Here is a 17,435-nt window from a genome sequence, read left to right on the forward strand (position 1 = left end):
CCCCACCAGAGATTGACCCCGACGAAGACTTGCCGTTGTCATTGACAGCCCCGCCCGACGCTTCTGTAATACCGCCCTTGTCGGGCCGTTTTATTCGAGCGCGGCGCGCCTTCGTCCAAGGACTGCGAGGCCACGGGAGGTCGGATTTTTGCGTTACGTGAAACATGCGCTGGTGTTGCTCACCACGGGACTGATCGCCTTGCTGACGCTCTTCGTGCTGTTCGGCAAAGTCGGTCCCGAACGCTTCTGCCCGCAGGACAGTGGAGCGGTGCTCTATCTGCCGGACATCCTCGGCACGGCGGACAAGGCGCTCTCGTCGCAGGGATTCCGGACGCTGGCCGACGCCGGCATGGGCGGTGGATCCTTCGCCGGAATGTTTCGCAACATGGAAAAACTGCGTCAGGAGTCGTTCCTCTACACGCTGATCCGCAGCCTGTCGCCGAAAATCGTCGTGGCCGTCCCCGCCGACCTCGACTGGTACGGCACGCACCAGGTACCGATCCTGTCCATCGTCGATCTCGGTCGTCCGATGCTGTTGCTCTCGGCGATCGGCCTCGCCGACAACATCAAGCGCGGCCAGAGCCTCGGCTCCTACATGGGCCATCCGCTCTCGGTGGACGGCGAGACCGCCACGTCGGTGATCCGCAATATCGTCGTGATGGGCACCGACGCCGACGTGAAGAAGGCGATCGAAGCCTATGAAGGAGCGAAGCCCTCGCTCGCCGACCGTAAGTCCGACGTCCGCAAGGCGCTGCGCATGATCGACGACGACGCCGAGATCTACGGCGTGCTGCTTTCCAGCAAGATTCTCGCGCCCACCGTGTCATTCGGCGACGAGAAATCGAAAACGGAAATTCCCGAAGCGAGCTTCGAACGCGGCGCGTTCGACATCGCGCTGAACACCGACGGAGTCCATATCCGCGCGGTGCTGGAGGCGGCGTCCGGCAAATCGGTGTTCTCGTTTCTGCAAAGCGGCGAGAAACCCTTCGAACTGGCGAAATACCTGTCCGAAAGACCGCTCCTCGCATTCGGCCTGCGTGCGGAGAACCTCGCCGCGCTGACGCCGACGTTCCTGCAGATGACACGCTTTGTGGAGGGCGAGGATGCTTCGAAGTCCGGCCAACGCAAGCGCTTCATCGAAATGCTCTACAGCGAACTTCTCTCGTCGGTCGGCCCCGACGTCATGTACTTCACGACGGAGAACAACGACTGGTGCGCGGTGCTTCGCCTGCGCAATCCCGAGTCGATGGCGAAGATCCTTTCCGGCTACGCGGGAAAGGACAAGCCGCAGGATCCGGAAGATTTTCAGGGGCTCATCAAGGCGGGGCTCGAAACACCCGGCGCGCTCAAGAGCCTGATCGAGAACGGCACGTTGACGGTTCAGGATCTGCGTCAGGCGGTGGGGGTGTTGCCGCCCGAGCTCGCCACGCTGCTGGCCAAAGCCCTGCCCGACCTCGAGACGGTGGTCGCGCCGGGCATGCCGTCCATCCACTTCCTCGGAAAGACCATCTACTACTCGATGACCGGCGATCTCGCGATCTTCTCGACCTCGATCGACGAGATGCGACGCATGACCGACGCCACGCCCGACGGCATGTCCACGGTTCGCGTGTTCTTCAACGGCGATCCGAAGGGCAGCGCGTTTTTCGCCGCGGACGTGAAACAGACGATCGTGCGCAAACTCGGCGGATCGGAGGACCCGATCCAGTTCGGGGATAAGCTCCGGGGACCGTGGACCTTCGTCGCGCAGGTAAAGGACGAGACCACGCGCGTGGAGATCGAGGCCGGCTTGCAGGCGGATCTGGAGATCGTGCAGAGCCGCCCGGGCCGCGTTTGGTTCTATTCCGCGTTGCTGTGGATCCTCAAACTGCTCGTCGTCGCGGGCGGCATGTACTGCGCGTACGTGTTCGGTCGGCGCGTTGTGCGGATCGCCAACGAACTGCGCGGCGTGCCGTCTCCCGCTCCGAAGCGCAGCGCGGCCTCGAAAAACACGACCGCCGCTCGGCGCAGGTAGCGCGCCGCGCGGCGGTGTTTGCGAACGCCCGTCCGTCCGATTCGACGCGGCTTAGAAGCCCGCGTAAATGAACGGCAATACGGCGCTGCCTTCCGTCACGAAGATGAAGATCGCGAGCAGAAGGAGGATGATGACGATGGGCGAAAGCCACATCAGCTTCTCCTCCTTCAGAAAGACCAGAAATTCCTTGAGAATCCGCATGTCGTCCCCGTCTCTCCGCCGAATGGATCCGGCCGCCTGAACCCGTTGGACGATGATTTCAAATCGCCGGGGGTTTGGCAATATCCGCGCCGAACTCCGCGTCGGGATTTTCGGGGAGATCGAGCCCCGGTCGGCCGACCGGCTCGCCGCCCCACCAACGATCGCAACGGTCCGCCATCGCGTTGAGGCGCCCCTCCACATGACGGCGGATGCGTTCGCACTCGGCTTCGTCCGCGTCGGGCGGAACGAGAACCGGGTCGCCGTGCAGCACCACGACCGGCGTAAACGGCACCGGAAGGAAGTAACGGTCCCACGAGCGAAAGACGATGCGCCGCTTCGCGCCGTACATCATCGGCACGATCGGCATGCCGGTGTCGCGGGCGATCTTCACCGTGCCCATTTTCAGCACGCGCGGCGGACCCTTGGGGCCGTCGGCCATCATCCCCGCCGTGTGGCCGGCGCGCTCGCACAGCCTCTCGATCAACGCGTGCATCGCCGTGCGTCCCTCGCGCGAGGCGCTGCCGCGCACCGAATAGAAGCCGAGCTTGAGGGCCAGCCGGTTCGCGTACTCGCCGTCCTTGCTTTGGCTGATCATCATCGTCACGTGACGCGATCCAAAATCGTGGAAGAAGTAGAACATCCGTTGATGCCACGTGGGGTACACGCACCCGCCGTATCGCGCGATCGCGTCTTTTTCGACGGCCGCGTTCTCGCGGTGCACGACGCGGCAGCTCGCGCACCACGCGCGCAGCAGCCACGCGACAAGCGTCGGCCCTGCAGCGAGCAGGCATCGCTCCCAAAAGCTGAAACGGCGGCGCGAAGATTCCATCGACGGCGACTAGAGATAAATGATTGCGAACGCGACGAGGGCGTACGCGGCGGCGTTGATGCGAAGCGGCCGGTCGGAGATGAGCGCGCGCTCGAGCGAGGTCGGCGCTTCTTCCTGCCGGTGAATGAGGTAGAGGTAGCGAAAGATGCCGTACAGAACGAAGAGCACCGTGAGCGGCAGCGATGCGGTCCCGAACCGTCGCGCGGTGTCCGGCGAGATCGTGTAGAGCGTGTATGTGACGAGGATCGCGCTGGTGATGACCGCGATCATCTGGTCGAGCAGGTAGGGGTTGTACTCGGCGAGCGCCTTGCGGTGTCGCACGGCGTCGTCCTTGAGCAGCTTGAAGTCGAGCGAGCGCGCCGACAGGCCGAGAAACAGCGACAGCAGCATCGTGCAGATGACAAGCCACGGGCTCATCGGAACGCCGACGGCATACGCGCCGGCCGCCACGCGCAGCACATGGTTGGCCGCGAGGGCGAAGACGTCGAGGATCACCACGTGCTGCAGGAAGGCGGTGTACAGCACGTGTGTGAGAACGAACGCGCCGGCCACCATCAGGAACTCGCGTCCCAAAAACCACGCGCCGACCAACCCGGCGACGGTAAGCCCCGCCGCAGCCAGCGCCGCCGTGCGCGTGTCGAGCCGACCGTCGGCGATCGGCCGGGTGCGCTTCATGGGATGCGCGCGGTCGCCGTGGACGTCCGCCATATCGTTGTAGAGGTAGCTGCCCGATGCGAGCGCGCAAAACACGGCGAACGCCCAGATCGACTTCCCGAAGGCGAGTCCGTGCGTGAGTTCGTGGGCGAACGCCGGCGCGGCGAACACGAGCACGTTCTTGATCCAGTGCTTCGGACGCACGCTGACCAGCAGCTCCCGCTTCCACGAATTTCGCGCGTCGCCGTTCATGACGGCCCGGATTGTAGGAGCCGCCCCGGCGCGTGACAAGTTCGCGCTCGCTCGCGCGTCGCCCCCTTTTTCACGATGCGTTTCGCCGCTAATGTGCGCCGATGATTCCCGCATGGAAGCAGTGGTTCGCCCTGACGGCGCTGACCGCGTTTTTCCTGTGCACGCACTCCGGTTGGGTGGACGTGCGGGACGAGGCCCAATACGCGCTCGCCCGCGATTGGACCGGTGTCGATCGCGCCCCGGAAATTCCGCCGACCGTTGCCGACACGCCTCCGGACGCGATTCCGGTCGCGCCTGTGGTGGAGCGACCCGGCGCCGCAATCCTGGCGCTGCCGTGGGTGATTGGGAGTACGCTCGTCGAAAAGAGCCTCGTGCCCGCGCCCGATCAGATCCCGGTCAGCGTCGCGCGCCAGCTCTACGCGGGCGCGGCGTGCGTGGCGATGGCCTTCGCGGCATGGCTGATCTACTGGATCTGCATCGAATTCGGATGCCGTCCCCGCGCGTCGCAATACGCGGCGATGGTCTTCGCGCTCTCGACGCTCGCCCTGCCCGCCTCGGCGCGCGTGAACCCTTCCACCTTCGCCACGCCCGTGCTGCTCGCGATCGTTTATGGTTATCAGCGCCTGCGCAGCGGCTACGACCGGCCCGGTCAGAGCTTGATGCTTGGCGTTGCGGTCGGGCTCGCGCTGCTCGTCCACGACCTGACGCTGCTGCTCGTTCCGCTGTTCTTCGCGCTGCTCGCGTTTCAGATCCGGCAGGTCATCACTCCGCGAACGAAGGTGCTTCTGATCTTCGCGCCGTTCGCGGCCTGCGCCCTCGTTCTCGCGCTCTATAACTCCTCGACATTCGGTGGCGCGCTGAGCGGTCCCGGCGGGCGGGACATCGTCGCCGGGCTGATTGCGCGATACACGGGGTCGAATGTGGGGGCGCGAGCGGCACAGATGCTCGTCGTCCCCGGGGGATGGCGCACGGCCGTGAAAGCGCTCGTCTTGCCGCAGGAGCCCATCCTCACCGCGCGCGCGCCGGGGCTGTTCGCCGCGATGCCGCAGCTCGTCCTCGCGTTTTTCGGAATCCTGAATCTGCGTTACGACCCGAACACGCGCCGACCCATGTACGTCGCCGTCGCGCTCATCGCGGCGTGGACGGTGCTGCTGCTCGGCCGCGCGGCGGATGCGCCGATCGACATGGGCGATTTCCTGCCGGTCATCGCGCTGCTGTGCGTGCTCATCGGGAGTTTCATCGAATACCACCTGATGACGCTCTCGGGCATCGTCCTCAAGCCCGCGTTCTGGCTCTTTTTTCTCTACCTCTCGCTGATTTCCGCGTTCGGGATGGCGGCCGCCATCATGAACCGCACAGCCTCGGGGCCCGAACCGCAGCGCATCGTGGACGTGTTCGGCAAGACGCCGAAGGCGGTCCCCCGCATGCTCGACCCCAAGTCGGTCGGCGCGCTGTTCCTGCCCGGCCTGCCGAATCTGCCGATCACGCTGCCGCTGTGCGCGCTCGCGCTGGCGCTGCCGTTCGCCATCGGGCGCATTCTCGGCGGCGATGCGATGGTTCGCCTCGGTCCCAGCACGAGCGCACTCAAACGCGGCGCCACGCCCGGCGCGCCGAAGCCGCCCGCACGCAGATCTGACCGAGAGAAGTACGAAGACACCCTGAAGGCCGTGCGCCCCGAGGAGGCGGAGAAGAAGCCCGTGGACTGGGAGAACATCTACGGGGATGACGAGCCGCCGCCCTCCGCGCCGCCCGCTTCCAAATCCGCGGCCAAATCCGAGCCCGATCCGTCCGACGACGGTGACGAGCCGCCGCCTTCGGCCAATCTCGCGTGATGCACGTCTCGCCGCAGGGTCAGGGATAATCCTCGCCGCGCGTCGTGGTGAACGGCGAGCACCGCGCAATGCGCCACGCGGCCTTGAGCGAACCGCGAATCGACCCGTATTTCAGAATCGCCATGCGCGCGTACTGGCTGCAGGTCGGCGTGAAACGGCAGTGCGACGGGACGCTCGGCGCGAGGTGCGTCTTGTAGCCGTCGATGGCCGCGACCAGCGCGCGCCCGGTGAACTGGCGCGGCGGCTCGCGCAGGTTGTCCACGCCGATCAGCGCGAAAACGATCGCGGCGCCGACGAACCATCGCCGACGCCGCGCGAAAAACCCTCGGATCGCCTCGCCGGTCAGTGCGACGCCTCCAGATGCTCGAGATATCGCTGCGCCTGAATCGCCGCCTGGCACCCCATTCCCGCCGCCGTAATCGCCTGACGGAAATTGGGATCGGAGATATCGCCCGCCGCGAAGACGCCCTCGACGTTGGTCTTTGTGAACTCGCGCACGCGCACATATCCCTGCTCGTCGGTCTCGATCCAGGGTTTGAAGACCTCGGAGTTCGGCGTGTGGCCGATCGCCATGAACAGGCCATCCACCTCGATCTCCTCGATCGCGCCCGTGTCGCGATGACGAAGCTTGAGCCCCGCCACCACTTCGTCCTTGACGACGGGTTCTTCGATCACATATGGGATCATCATCTTGATCTTGGGGTCCTTCTGGGCGCGCTCGACCATGATGGGCGAGGCGCGAAACTGCTCGCGCCGGTGAATCAGGTAGACCTCGGTCGCAAGATTCGCGAGATACATCGCCTCTTCCATCGCCGAGTCGCCGCCGCCCGTCACGGCCACCTTGCGCCCGCGATAAAAGAACCCGTCGCAGGTGGCGCACGTCGAAAGCCCGCGACCCATGAGCGTCGACTCGCCGGGCAGATTCAGGGTTTTCGCCGTCGCGCCGGTGGCAATGATGAGGGTCTGCGTCTCAACGATGTCTTTGCCGACCCACAGCTTGAACGGCGGCTTCGACAGATCGGTCTTCGTCACCATGTCGTAGACGATCTTCGTGCCGAACCGCTCGGCCTGCGCCGTCATGTCGGTCATCAGTTGCGGACCCATGATCCCGTGCGCGAAACCGGGGAAGTTCTCGACCTCGGTGGTGGTCGTGAGTTGTCCGCCGTGCTGCAAGCCCGCGTAGACGACGGGTTGCAGTTGGGCGCGCGCGGCGTAGATGGCGGCCGTGAGCCCGGCGGGGCCCGTACCGACGATGGTCACCTTGTTCATGATGTCCTCATTTCTATCTGAAGGCGGCGTCGCGAGAATGTGTCGCGATCCGATGGTATCCGCGCGCACAATTTAGGAATCGCGCGCCGCCCGGTCAATCGAAATCGCCGCGCGCGCGCGACATCCGTCACTTCCGGGGCGTTTTTTCCGTCAGACGCCGAACATGGAACCGGATCGTGCGAAGGGTTTTTTGCGTCTCGCCGGTCGTTCGCACTTCGATGGTCCCCGCGGCGTTCGTCCCGTCCTCCGTCACGATCTGGCCGGTCGCCCGCGCCCCGCCGGGAGCGCCGCCGACGTCTTCGTCCACGACCAACCGCGACGGCCCGTCGGCCTTCACCGAGGCGAACTTCGCCACCGCGTCGCGAAAGTAGCCCATCTCCACGTTGTATGTTCCGTCGTCCCTCGGACGCACGTCCATACGCAGGTCGGTTTTCGCAAGCTCGCCCTTCTCGTTGTAAACGTAGCCCGTCCCCACGTACCGGCCCTCGAACTCGCGCGCATCCTGCGCGTGGGCCGCGAACGCGACGCAAAACGAGAGAACCACCAGTATCGGGATCCGCCAAGTCATGCGGCCATATTAGGGAACGCATCGATGCGGCTCAATGCGGTCAAGTCGTAGCACTCGGCATTGCTCTCGCGCACCCTTCGTGTCAAAAAACGTTGCCCGCTTCGGGCGTTTCGGGGGACATCTCCATGACGATGGAATCGCGATACACGCGCGGCGATGCGTTCTGCGCCGAGGCGAAGGGCTTTGCCCGTCCGCTCTTTATCATCGCCCATCAGGACGACGAACTGGGTTACGCGGGGCTGATCCAGCGCCTCGGACCCAAAACTCGCTTCACGTGGCTGACGAACGGCGACGGCCTGTATTTTCAGATGGGCGTCCCGCCCGCGGAATACGCCGAGATCCGCAAGAAAGAGGCCGTGAACGCGGTGGGCGCGATCGGCGTGCCCGAGCATCAAACCGAGTGCCTGGATTTTTCGGAGGTCGAGATCTACCGCCGCATGGCGTGGCTGTATTCGGGCGAAAAAACGATGAACGACCTTCACGGATTTTTCGACGAGATCCGCGCGCGCGTTCGACGTGTGATCGACGAACACCAGCCCGACGCGGTTTTCACGTGCGCGTACCAGGGCGGACAGCCCGAGCACGACCTCACGCACTTTTTCACCGCTCTCGCTCTGCGCGACGTGGCGCGCGAGCACGGCGCACGCATTCCGTTTTTTCATCTGCCCGAGTACGAATACACGATCCTGATCGCGATGCGTTTTCACCCGCTGTATCGCGGCACGCGCATGCGCATCCGGCTGACGCCGGAGGAGCTGGCGGGCAAGCAGCGCGTGGTGGAGGCGTATCCTTCGCAGAAGCAACTATTCGAACAGTTCCGCAAGGTCTTCCGCAACTTCGGCGTGATCGGCATGCTCACTGGCGGGCCGACGAGCGTCGAGGAGTATATGTCGATCGAGGAGTTCGGCCCCGTGCCGCTTGGTTTCGATTACGCGCGGCCGCCGCACGTATTCGACTACTTCAGCTACATGTTCGACGATTTCGAGGGCACCAAGGTCACCTTCGCGAGGTCGGTGCTGCCGATCGTGCGTCACTACCTGAACGCCTGAGGCTCGCGCAAACGAGAAAACGCCCGCGAACCGAAATGGTCGCGGGCGTTCGTTTGCCGTTTGGATCGGTGACTAGTTCGCCGTCGGAGCTTCGGCGGGCGGAGCGGGCGCCGTCGGAGCGGCGGGGGCCGCGGGAGCCGGCGCCTCGACCTTCTTGCCCTCCATATCGGCGACGAGCATGTCGATCTGCGCCGCGATGGCCTTTACCTTCTCCGAATAGCCGTTAGCCTGGCTCGAAACGACCCAGTCCTGAAGCTGCGCCTGGAAGGTCTTGAGCTCGCGGATCGCGGCGTTTTCCTCGGCCTTGGCGAGCTGCTGCAGCCGCGCCTCGATCATCAGGTTCACGCGGCTTTCCATGTCCGAGAAGCGCTTGTCCACGACCTCTTCCATCGTCTCGTCATAGGGCGACGGATTGATCTGGCTGATGCCGATCAGAAGCAGGGCGAGCGCGGAGAGAATCAGCGCGAGGCCCGACACGAAGGGCACGTTTTTCCGGTCTTCCATCGACGACACCTCCTGCGTTGGCACGGCGCGAAGCACCGGCCCGGTTCGGGATAAGGGATTCGATCGGGCCGGATCGGACTTGCCGCCGGCCGAATTGCCGTTCGCCTTCATCGATGCCGCCCCGACCCGGCACGCGAGCCGTCGTCACGCGCGCGCGCGGTCGATCCGAATTCGAAACCGCTCGAATGAACCGAATGAAACCCGCGAAGTCGGGGAAAAGTGACGCTATCGCCTCGCCCATGGCGTGTCAATACGAAGCCCGACCAATCGATCGGAACCAGCACGCGGGAGATTTGTCGACCGGCTTAACGGTGCGGCACGATGCGTCGTTCAATTTTCCGCGAAATACAGATCGTCGAACCAGACTTCGCCCCCTTCGGCAGCCCAGGTTGCGTCCCCGAACAACACTCGGCCGATGGCCACTGCCGTTTGCTCGAAACGCAACGACAGATCCACGCAATCGGTTTCCGAACCGTCCATCGAAAGGGAAAAAAGACCCGCCGAGTAGTCGAGTGCCAATTCGAGCTCAACCCACGTATCCGAAAGCACGGTCGCGGCACAGTCCTTCAGGTCCTCGAAATCGGTCGCCATCGTTCCTCCATGGGAGTCGACGGTAACCGTCGTGGCGATATCGATATTCTCGTCGTCGAGCGTGATGAAAAACGTCGCGCCCCATTTTCGATAGACGAAGAACCGGAAGAGGGTATCGGAGTCAGGCGGCGTAACGGAGTGAAGGGCATAGGCGTAGTCGCCCGAATCGGTGCCGCCGACAAATTTGACGGCGTGGTCCCCAACCCTCGTCCGGTCGCTGAAATCCGCGATCTCCACCGTGCTTGCGCCGCCCACGTTATCGCTCCACAAACCATTGAGGTCGCCCAGCGGAGCATCATCGAAATCGAAGGACTCGGACCAACCGGTGTCGTCGTCGGCATCATCGTCGCTGTCATCGTCGCTGTCATCGTCGCTGTCATCGTCGGCGTCATCGTCGGCGTCATCGTCGGCGTCATCGTCGCTGTCATCGTCGTCGTCGGCGGCGTCATCGTCGGCATCGTCATCGGTGTCGTCGTCGGATTCATCGTCATCTCCAGCGGAGCCGCCGGAGTCGTCGTCGTCATCGCCACACCCGCAGCCGCTCGGGAAGATCCCGAGTGCGATGAATGCGAAGCTCGTCAGGACAACCCGAAAGGCCAAAGTCTTCATCACAGCCCCCTTCAACTCCGGTTTCGCTTCAAAACGTCGCCAGCGCGCCTCGAACACACTCTTTCACGCTTTCGAGCCATCTCCTTCGCCGGCATCGCATGGCGCGCCCAATCGTCGATTGCGCGGCGCGGCGCAACGCAATAACCGGGCGTTTCCGATCGCTCCGGAACATTCGAATCCCAATCGAACAAACTCCAATTTACGATTTATTTGTGTACAATATGTCCACGTCCACTATTTTGTCAATTCACGGTCGTTGGAGCCCTCGACGCGCGGCGACGCCGTTGATTACCATGGCGCATGTCGCGAATACGTGGAATCCCGATGCAGCTCGCCGGAATCGCCGTACTGTTCGCCGCGACGACCGGCACCTTTTTCGTCACGCGCGACGGGGGTCTCTTTCCGTTCGACGACAGCTACATCACGCAGGCGGCGGCGCGCAACGTGATCGAGCACGGCGTGCTCGCCGTCGATCCGGCGAAGCCCTGGCGCGGCGTCACGAGTCCGTTGCACGTGGGACTCGTCGCGTCGGCGGGACGGTTCATCGGAATCCCCACGGCGGCTCGCGCCGTGGGGATCGCGTCGCACGCGCTCCTGGTCGTCCTCGCGGCATTTCTTGCGTTCGCCTGGGCAGGGGAATCCGCTTCGATGACGGATCGACGCCGAGCCGCGTGGTGGGCGGCGATTCTCGCCGCCGCGTCCGGGTATCTGACTTTGCATTCGCTCTCCGGAATGGAAACGACGCTATTCGTCGCGCTCGTGCTCGCCGCGATCGCCGCGCACGCGTTCGTCGTCCGCGAGAATTCCACCGCGTGGAATCGTGTACTACGCGGGATGCTCGTCGCCGGCGCGATCGCCACACGGCCTGAAGGATTCGCCCTGGCCGCCGCGCTGTGGGGCGATGACCTATGGCGCGCGTTCGGCGCCCGGGCGCCGAGATGCGCCGGCAGCCTCGTTGCCGAGGCGCTGTTGGTCGCCGCGCTGATCGCACCGTTCGCATTTGCATATCAAGCGCATACGGGGACATGGTGGAGTGACACCGGCGCGATCAAGGCCGCGTTTTTCCGACTCGACACCGACGACCGCGCGCTGCGTTCGATGGGCGCTTATCTCGGCGGCATCACGCGCTTCGCCGCGCGGCACGCGCCGTTCGTCGCCTTCGCCGTATTCGCATGGCGTCGCGGCGGAGTCTCGCGCGTCGCGATGCGTGCGCCGCTCGCCTTCGCGGCGTTGTTCTACACGGGCGCGGCGGTGTTTCCCGCCGGGTTGCAGATGTACTGGCTGCGCTACCAGATGCCCGTGCTCGCGCTGTTGCTGCCGGTCGCGGCGATCGGGGTCGCGGCTTGGTCGGCGAAGACCGACCCGCGCCAGCGGCGGCGCATTCTTGCCGCGCTCGTGATCTTTCTCGTGCTCGACGCGCTCGCGGCCCGGCGCAACTACGTCGGCGACCTGCGTCAGACGCGCGTCTCGGTGGTCGCCACGGCGGATTGGCTGCGCGAGCACACCGCGCCGGGCGATCTCGTCGCGGCGCACGACCTCGGCGCGAGTGTCGATCTCGCGCATCGACCGGTGCTGGACATGGTGGGGCTGATCGATCCCGAGTCGGCGGCGGCGAATCGGGCCGACGTCTCAAAGAAGGCGCTGTGGCAGGTGATCGAATCGCGCCGCCCTGCTTGGCTCGTCATGTTCGACGCGGCGAATACGGCGTTCTTCCGCTTCGAGGGCGAGATCGAACGCGGGCGACTGGAGAAGTTCTGGCAGAGCGAGGCGGGCCGCGTACCCGAAAAGCGTTACACGATCTATCGCTGCCGGTGGGACGCGCCGAAGTCGCCGTGAGCACGCGGCATGGCGCCGACGCAAGACCGCCCCGCCGATATCCGGCGAGGCGGGAGAAAAACGGCGAACCGTTCCGCTACGCGTTGGCGTCCTTGGCGGGCGGCATCCAAGGGATGGGGTCGCGCGAGCGCGTGAGAACGCGCCGCCGGCCGAGGCCCCGGGAGAGCGCATGGCGCGCGCGGTCGGAGGCGAGGTCGATCGCCGTTTCCCATTCGGAGTGGCGCTCGGTCACCAGCACGCGTCCGCCGTCCACGAGCGAGATCTGAACACTGGCGCTAAACGCCGGTGACTCGCCGGAACTGCGCTCGATGCGGACGACCGCGCCGCGAATGTCGCGCGTGAATCGGTCCAGCGCGAGCGAGAGGCGCTTGTCCACGTGTTCGATCATGCGGGGCTTGATAGCGACGCGGCGGGCTTTGAGCTCGATGTTCATTCCGAACCTCCTGCACAAATCGCATGGGTTTTTTCGGCGGCCGCGCGCTACCGGCAGGACAGGTTCCCCTCCAACGTGTTGGCCTCCGAGACTCGCGGCTCACCCTCCCCTTTTTGGTACGCCTTGCGGATTGAAAGATCCAATAGATAAATTGTATCTATTCGTTCGGATTATTCGATGCCCGGCGTAAGCGCCCTTACCCTCGCCGCTTAAGGACTCGCGATGCGGAGGACCCCATGGAGTGGCTGAACTACCACCACCTGTTTTACTTCTACACCGTGGCGCGCGAGGGCGGCGTCACCGCGGCGGCGAATCGCCTTCTGCTCGCGCAGTCCACGCTGTCCGCGCAGATCGGCGAGCTCGAGGACCGGCTCGGCGCGCGGCTCTTCGAAAAGGTCGGTCGGCGGCTCGTGCTCACGCCGACGGGTCGCACGGTGATGCAGTACGCCGACGAGATCTTCGGCCTTGGCCGCGAGATGCTCGACGTGGTGCGGGGCGGCGCGTCGAACAAGCCCCTGCCCTTCCTGGTCGGCGTCTCGGACGCGCTGCCCAAGCTGGTGGTCTATCAGCTCCTCGAGCCGGCGCTGCGCCTGCCGACGCCGGTGAGCCTCATTGTCACCGAGGGCAAGGTCGAGCCGCTGCTCGCCGACCTTGCGATCCACGCATTCGACATGGTGCTGTCCGACGCGCCCGCCGCCCCATACCTGAAGGTGCGTACGCACAACCGCCTTGTCGGTGATTGCCCCGTCAGCGTGCTCGGCACAGCATCACTCGCCGCGAAATACCGCCCGGGGTTTCCGCGTTCGCTGGACGGCGCGCCGTTCGTGATGCCGATGCCCGGCACCGCGCTACGCCGGTCGCTCGACCAGTGGTTCGACCAGATGGCGATCGCGCCGGCCGTCGCGGCTCAAGTGGAGGACAGCGCGCTCGCGAAGGTCATGGGGGCCGCGGGAGTGGGATTGTTTTTCGCGCCATCGACCATCGAAACCGTCGTGCGCCGACAATTTCGCGCGCAGGTCGTGGGGCATATCGACGACGTGCGCGAGCGCTTTTACGTCATCACCGCCGACCGCAAGATCCGCCACGTCGCGACGCAGGCCGTGGTGGAACGGGCGAAAGAGCGGAGCGAGGCATGACGAACGGTTCGAGGCTCGCAAATTCGGAGTCGAAATCAGCGACGGATTCACCAACTTCAAATTCGAGCGCGGAATTGGGCCAGGCTCGGCGAATGTTTCTCGGCCTGGGCGGGTCTCCATTTGGATCGAACGAATTCGGCCATCAAGGTGTTGTAAAGGGGACCTTCCACGAGTTCCCCCCGTTCCATCGCGACCAATCCCTCCCGAATGTTACGCCTTCCGGATCCCTTGGCGAGACGAAGTACCGTGGATTTGGGGACTGCCGCGCGTTCCGGCGCCCGGGGAAGCCGTCGAGATTGAACACCGAGAAAACTCGCGAACCGACTTCGATCCGCCAACAACCACGCTTCGACAGCCCGGACGGGTATCCGAAGAAGATGCGGCGGAGCAATCCGATGAACGCCGAGCAGGTTCTTCCGCAAGCGCGGAGCGCACTTAGCATCGTGATCCAGATCCCTCAAGGCAATCCGGCGAACGGATGATGGCGTGCAACAGAAATCGACCAAGCGAGCGTCAACGAACGACTTTCCACCACCCAGCAACACTAAGCCGACACGAATGCTGAAGTCCTCCAGCACGCGTCGGAGGACTTCTTCGTCAAGCGTCCCTTCGACGAGGAGATTCACCATGGCCGTCACTGCGCCGGTGTGAAATTCGCCAGGTCGGCCACGTCTTTCGGCCTCGTCGCGCCGATCAGGACATCTCCGGTCGACGTGCCGCCGCGAATGAGTTCCGTCAGATGCGGGGCATCCAACAGACATCGCACAGTCGTGCCCTCGCGCGACGGCTCCAGAAAAAAGATTTCGCTGTGTGGGATGCCCGTATCGCCCAGGAGTTCTCGAGAGTGCGTACTCACGATCACCTGGCGTTTGCGTTTAGCCTGGGCGAGCTGAATGCGGGCGATCATCTGGGGGATGTGACGCACGACTTCTGAGTGAAGCGACAGCTCCGGCTCTTCCAGAAGAAGCGGGCCAGTTCCTTCGTACAGCGCCCAAAGGAATCCGATCAGTCGAAGCGTTCCGTCAGAAAACTGGTCCTCGTGCTGCCATGCCCCGTGCTTTCTCCAATGCTCATATCTCGCTTTCAGATGAGGAACGCCCCAATTATCGCGTTCGAGATCCATCTCCTCAAACAGCGGGACGGCCCGCCGCAGCGCCTCGTTGATGGCACGCAATCGCGAACTTCGCGTTTTGTCCGGCACACCGGCCAGACTTTCGAGGAAGTCAGATCCATATGGATCACCCTTCACCGGCTTCGCCCCGCGGTTCGGATCGCGAATCAGTTGGGGAACCACATGAAGATAACGGATGGTCCTCAGAAACTCCGGAATCTCCCGAAATTCCTTATTCGCACTGACCTGCTCCAGAAACGTCTGCGTCAGTCGGGCCGGATCACTTTTGTCGTCCCGATTGGGCCTTTCTAGTACGGGTTCGCGACGATATCCGGCACGAACGATTTCCCGTTTGACGATGGGCCGCTGGTTGTTGTCCTGACTGAAAGCGAGTTCGTATTTCCACTCTGGACTTTCGGCTTCCTCACCGAACTCGGCCATCAATTCGATGTCCGAATGTCGTCTCGCCGCGAGACAACGAATCTTTCCAGCGTCACCCCTCGACCCCACGGCCGCCTCAAGACCACCACCCGATCGCGTGAGATCTTGAAGAAAACGGAAGGCATCGAGGATATTCGACTTTCCCGAGGCATTGGGACCGACAAGAAAGGCTCGATTGCGGAGAACGAGGTCCGCTTCCCGAAAGTTCTTCCAGTTTTTCAGTCGAAGACGTGTGATTCTCATGCCCCACCTCGTACCGAAGAACCTTACTCCACGGTCACGCTCTTGGCCAGATTGCGCGGCTGATCGACGTCGGTGCCTTGCAGATCGGCGATGTGGTACGCGAGCAATTGCAGCGGCAGCACCGTGAGAATCGGCGAGAGCAGCTCGTCGCACGGCGGGATCTCGATCAGCCGGTCCACGCGTCCGTGCAGCGAGTGCCGCCCGCGCGTGACGATGGCGAAGAGCTTGCCGCCGCGCGCCCGGGCTTCTTCCAGATTCGAGAGCATTTTTTCGTACACGCGCGACGCCGGCGCGATGGCGACGATAAGCATCTCCTCGTCGATCAGCGCGATCGGCCCGTGCTTCATCTCGCCCGCCGCGTAACCTTCTGCATGGAGGTAGCTGATCTCCTTGAGCTTGAGCGCACCTTCCATCGCAATCCAGTGATTGGCGTGGCGGCCGATGAACAGATAGCCCCGCATGTTGCGCGACCACCGCGCGATCTCCCGCACCTGCGGCTCCGACGCCAGCACTTCCTGCAGCCGGATCGGCATGTGCGACATTTCTTCCAGCAGTTCCTTGGCGCGCTTTTGTGACAGGTTGCCGTTGCGTCGGCCGAGCCAGATCGAGATGAGCAGCAGCACGGCGACCTGCGTGATGAACGCCTTGGTCGAGGCGACGCCGATCTCGGGGCCGGCGTGCGTGTAACAGACGCCGTCGGCGGTGCGGGCGATGGTCGACTCCGGTACGTTGCACACGGCGATCGACTGGGCACCCCGACGCTTCACCTCGCGCAGCGCGGCGAGGGTGTCCGCCGTCTCGCCGCTTTGCGAAACGGCGATCGCCAGCGTCCCCGGTTCAACGATGGGGTCGCGGTAGCGGTACTCACTCGCGAGATCGACCTCGCAGGGAATTCCCGCGATGGATTCGATGTAGTAGCGCCCGATCTGCGCGGCGTGCCCCGCGGTGCCGCATGCGAGCAGCACGATGCGCTGCACCTCCGTCGCATTGATCGCTTCCAGCCCGCCTCCGTCAAAGACCACGTCACCTTCGGGCACCTGGAAACGATCCTCCATCGCCGAGATGAACGCGCGGGGCTGCTCGTGGATCTCCTTGTGCATGAAGTGCTTGTGGCCTTCTTTCTCCGCGGCCACGGGATTCATGTCGATCGTCTTCACAACATGCTGCTGGGGAGTGCCGTCGAGCTTCCAGACCTGGACGCCCTCGCGGCGCACGAGGGCGATGTCGTCGTCCTCCAGATAGATCACGCGGTTCGTGTAACGCAGCAGCGCGGGCACGTCCGACGCGATAAAGTTTTCGCCTTCGCCGATGCCGAGGATGAGCGGGCTCGATTTGCGCGCGGCAATGATCTGATCGGGCTCGGTGGGGCTGACGACGAGCAGCGCATAGACGCCCTCGACGCGCGAGAGCGCCTCGCGCACGGCGTCGAGCAAGCCGAGGCCGCGCGAGCGCGCGATGTCGATCAGGTGCGCCACGAGTTCAGTGTCCGTCTCGCTCTTGATGTCACGACCGGCGGCGACGAACTCCTCGCGGAGCTCGGTGTGGTTCTCGATGATGCCGTTATGGACGATGGCGACGCCGTTGACGACGTGCGGGTGTGCATTGTGTTCGGTCGGCGCGCCGTGAGTTGCCCAACGGGTGTGGCCGACGCCCACCTGGCTCGTCATCGGGTCGTCGCGCAGGCTCATTTCGAGGTTGACCAGCTTACCGACGCTGCGGCGCAGCAGGATCTCGCCGTCGCCCAGCAACGCCACGCCCGCCGAGTCGTACCCCCGGTACTCGAGCTTGCGCAGCCCTTCCATCAGAACGTCCACCGAGTTGCGGTGGCCGATATATCCCACAATTCCGCACATCTTCGGCTCC

The 17,435-nt window shown here is 64.1% G+C and carries 17 protein-coding genes; 6 read left to right on the forward strand and 11 right to left on the reverse strand.

Annotated features, from left to right (window positions below; all coding sequences use genetic code 11):
- Window positions 1–148 precede the first annotated feature (148 nt).
- Window positions 149–2,014: a hypothetical protein gene (locus tag IT350_05410; protein ID MCC6157471.1), complete on the forward strand. Its 1,866-nt coding sequence runs from the start codon at window positions 149–151 to the stop codon at window positions 2,012–2,014.
- A gap of 51 nt (window positions 2,015–2,065) precedes the next feature.
- Here the strand turns inward: IT350_05410 and IT350_05415 are convergent, their stop codons facing one another.
- Genes IT350_05415 through IT350_05425 form a run of 3 tightly spaced genes read right to left on the reverse strand, consistent with a single transcriptional unit; the run spans window position 2,066 to window position 3,950 of the window.
- Window positions 2,066–2,215, reverse strand: coding sequence for a hypothetical protein (locus IT350_05415; protein ID MCC6157472.1), 150 nt, complete (start codon window positions 2,213–2,215; stop codon window positions 2,066–2,068).
- Between the two features lie 58 nt (window positions 2,216–2,273).
- Window positions 2,274–3,044 carry a lysophospholipid acyltransferase family protein gene (locus IT350_05420; protein ID MCC6157473.1) on the reverse strand — a complete coding sequence of 257 codons (771 nt, stop codon included), beginning with the start codon at window positions 3,042–3,044 and terminating at the stop codon, window positions 2,274–2,276.
- A gap of 9 nt (window positions 3,045–3,053) precedes the next feature.
- Window positions 3,054–3,950, reverse strand: coding sequence for a UbiA prenyltransferase family protein (locus IT350_05425; protein ID MCC6157474.1), 897 nt, complete (start codon window positions 3,948–3,950; stop codon window positions 3,054–3,056).
- 101 nt (window positions 3,951–4,051) lie between these two features.
- Here IT350_05425 and IT350_05430 point away from each other — a divergent pair, with 101 nt between their 5' ends.
- Window positions 4,052–5,782 carry a hypothetical protein gene (locus tag IT350_05430; protein MCC6157475.1) on the forward strand — a complete coding sequence of 577 codons (1,731 nt, stop codon included), beginning with the start codon at window positions 4,052–4,054 and terminating at the stop codon, window positions 5,780–5,782.
- Between the two features lie 19 nt (window positions 5,783–5,801).
- Here the strand turns inward: IT350_05430 and yidD are convergent, their stop codons facing one another.
- The 3 genes from yidD to IT350_05445 all read right to left on the reverse strand — a co-directional run bounded on the left by yidD (window position 5,802) and on the right by IT350_05445 (window position 7,619).
- Entirely contained in the window at window positions 5,802–5,999 is a 198-nt protein-coding gene (gene yidD, locus IT350_05435) for a membrane protein insertion efficiency factor YidD (GenBank protein ID MCC6157476.1), read from the reverse strand.
- Window positions 6,000–6,124: 125 nt separating this feature from the next.
- On the reverse strand, window positions 6,125–7,051 hold the full coding sequence (trxB, locus tag IT350_05440; GenBank protein ID MCC6157477.1) for a thioredoxin-disulfide reductase: 927 nt from the start codon (window positions 7,049–7,051) through the stop codon (window positions 6,125–6,127).
- 127 nt (window positions 7,052–7,178) lie between these two features.
- Window positions 7,179–7,619 (reverse strand): hypothetical protein, encoded by a 441-nt coding sequence (locus tag IT350_05445; GenBank protein MCC6157478.1) that lies wholly within the window; start codon window positions 7,617–7,619, stop codon window positions 7,179–7,181.
- A 125-nt stretch (window positions 7,620–7,744) separates the two neighbouring features.
- On the opposite strand from IT350_05445, the gene IT350_05450 reads away from it, so the two are divergent.
- Window positions 7,745–8,668 (forward strand): PIG-L family deacetylase, encoded by a 924-nt coding sequence (locus IT350_05450; GenBank protein MCC6157479.1) that lies wholly within the window; start codon window positions 7,745–7,747, stop codon window positions 8,666–8,668.
- 72 nt (window positions 8,669–8,740) lie between these two features.
- On the opposite strand, the gene IT350_05455 is transcribed toward IT350_05450, so the two are convergent.
- Together IT350_05455 and IT350_05460 are read right to left on the reverse strand one after the other, a co-directional pair.
- Window positions 8,741–9,172 (reverse strand): hypothetical protein, encoded by a 432-nt coding sequence (locus IT350_05455; protein ID MCC6157480.1) that lies wholly within the window; start codon window positions 9,170–9,172, stop codon window positions 8,741–8,743.
- Window positions 9,173–9,502: 330 nt separating this feature from the next.
- Complete coding sequence (locus IT350_05460) at window positions 9,503–10,372, reverse strand: hypothetical protein (GenBank protein MCC6157481.1); 870 nt, start codon at window positions 10,370–10,372, stop codon at window positions 9,503–9,505.
- Window positions 10,373–10,696: 324 nt separating this feature from the next.
- Between IT350_05460 and IT350_05465 the strand changes: the two genes are divergently transcribed.
- Entirely contained in the window at window positions 10,697–12,208 is a 1,512-nt protein-coding gene (locus IT350_05465) for a hypothetical protein (protein ID MCC6157482.1), read from the forward strand.
- A 76-nt stretch (window positions 12,209–12,284) separates the two neighbouring features.
- Here IT350_05465 and IT350_05470 read toward each other — a convergent pair whose 3' ends face one another.
- Complete coding sequence (locus IT350_05470) at window positions 12,285–12,641, reverse strand: HPF/RaiA family ribosome-associated protein (protein ID MCC6157483.1); 357 nt, start codon at window positions 12,639–12,641, stop codon at window positions 12,285–12,287.
- A gap of 236 nt (window positions 12,642–12,877) precedes the next feature.
- Between IT350_05470 and IT350_05475 the strand changes: the two genes are divergently transcribed.
- Window positions 12,878–13,777 carry a LysR family transcriptional regulator gene (locus IT350_05475; protein MCC6157484.1) on the forward strand — a complete coding sequence of 300 codons (900 nt, stop codon included), beginning with the start codon at window positions 12,878–12,880 and terminating at the stop codon, window positions 13,775–13,777.
- A gap of 296 nt (window positions 13,778–14,073) precedes the next feature.
- Window positions 14,074–14,259 carry a hypothetical protein gene (locus IT350_05480; protein MCC6157485.1) on the forward strand — a complete coding sequence of 62 codons (186 nt, stop codon included), beginning with the start codon at window positions 14,074–14,076 and terminating at the stop codon, window positions 14,257–14,259.
- Between the two features lie 152 nt (window positions 14,260–14,411).
- On the opposite strand, the gene IT350_05485 is transcribed toward IT350_05480, so the two are convergent.
- Entirely contained in the window at window positions 14,412–15,572 is a 1,161-nt protein-coding gene (locus IT350_05485) for an AAA family ATPase (protein ID MCC6157486.1), read from the reverse strand.
- Window positions 15,573–15,595: 23 nt separating this feature from the next.
- A complete protein-coding gene (gene glmS / locus IT350_05490; protein MCC6157487.1) occupies window positions 15,596–17,425 on the reverse strand; it encodes a glutamine--fructose-6-phosphate transaminase (isomerizing) in 1,830 nt (609 codons plus the stop codon).
- Between the last annotated feature and the right edge of the window lie 10 nt (window positions 17,426–17,435).

It is taken from the genome of Deltaproteobacteria bacterium (assembly GCA_020845895.1).
Classification (GTDB): domain Bacteria; phylum Lernaellota; class Lernaellaia; order JACKCT01; family JACKCT01; genus JADLEX01.

Bases quoted from the DNA above. Each gene is read 5' to 3' on its own strand.
- IT350_05485 (MCC6157486.1), bottom strand. From the start codon at position 15,572: ATGAGAATCACACGTCTTCGACTGAAAAACTGGAAGAACTTTCGGGAA.
- IT350_05475 (MCC6157484.1), top strand. From the start codon at position 12,878: ATGGAGTGGCTGAACTACCACCACCTGTTTTACTTCTACACCGTGGCG.
- IT350_05465 (MCC6157482.1), top strand. From the start codon at position 10,697: ATGCAGCTCGCCGGAATCGCCGTACTGTTCGCCGCGACGACCGGCACC.
- IT350_05460 (MCC6157481.1), bottom strand. From the start codon at position 10,372: ATGAAGACTTTGGCCTTTCGGGTTGTCCTGACGAGCTTCGCATTCATC.
- trxB (MCC6157477.1), bottom strand. From the start codon at position 7,051: ATGAACAAGGTGACCATCGTCGGTACGGGCCCCGCCGGGCTCACGGCC.
- IT350_05455 (MCC6157480.1), bottom strand. From the start codon at position 9,172: ATGGAAGACCGGAAAAACGTGCCCTTCGTGTCGGGCCTCGCGCTGATT.
- IT350_05450 (MCC6157479.1), top strand. From the start codon at position 7,745: ATGACGATGGAATCGCGATACACGCGCGGCGATGCGTTCTGCGCCGAG.
- IT350_05430 (MCC6157475.1), top strand. From the start codon at position 4,052: ATGATTCCCGCATGGAAGCAGTGGTTCGCCCTGACGGCGCTGACCGCG.
- IT350_05415 (MCC6157472.1), bottom strand. From the start codon at position 2,215: ATGCGGATTCTCAAGGAATTTCTGGTCTTTCTGAAGGAGGAGAAGCTG.
- IT350_05420 (MCC6157473.1), bottom strand. From the start codon at position 3,044: ATGGAATCTTCGCGCCGCCGTTTCAGCTTTTGGGAGCGATGCCTGCTC.
- IT350_05445 (MCC6157478.1), bottom strand. From the start codon at position 7,619: ATGACTTGGCGGATCCCGATACTGGTGGTTCTCTCGTTTTGCGTCGCG.
- IT350_05425 (MCC6157474.1), bottom strand. From the start codon at position 3,950: ATGAACGGCGACGCGCGAAATTCGTGGAAGCGGGAGCTGCTGGTCAGC.
- IT350_05470 (MCC6157483.1), bottom strand. From the start codon at position 12,641: ATGAACATCGAGCTCAAAGCCCGCCGCGTCGCTATCAAGCCCCGCATG.
- glmS (MCC6157487.1), bottom strand. From the start codon at position 17,425: ATGTGCGGAATTGTGGGATATATCGGCCACCGCAACTCGGTGGACGTT.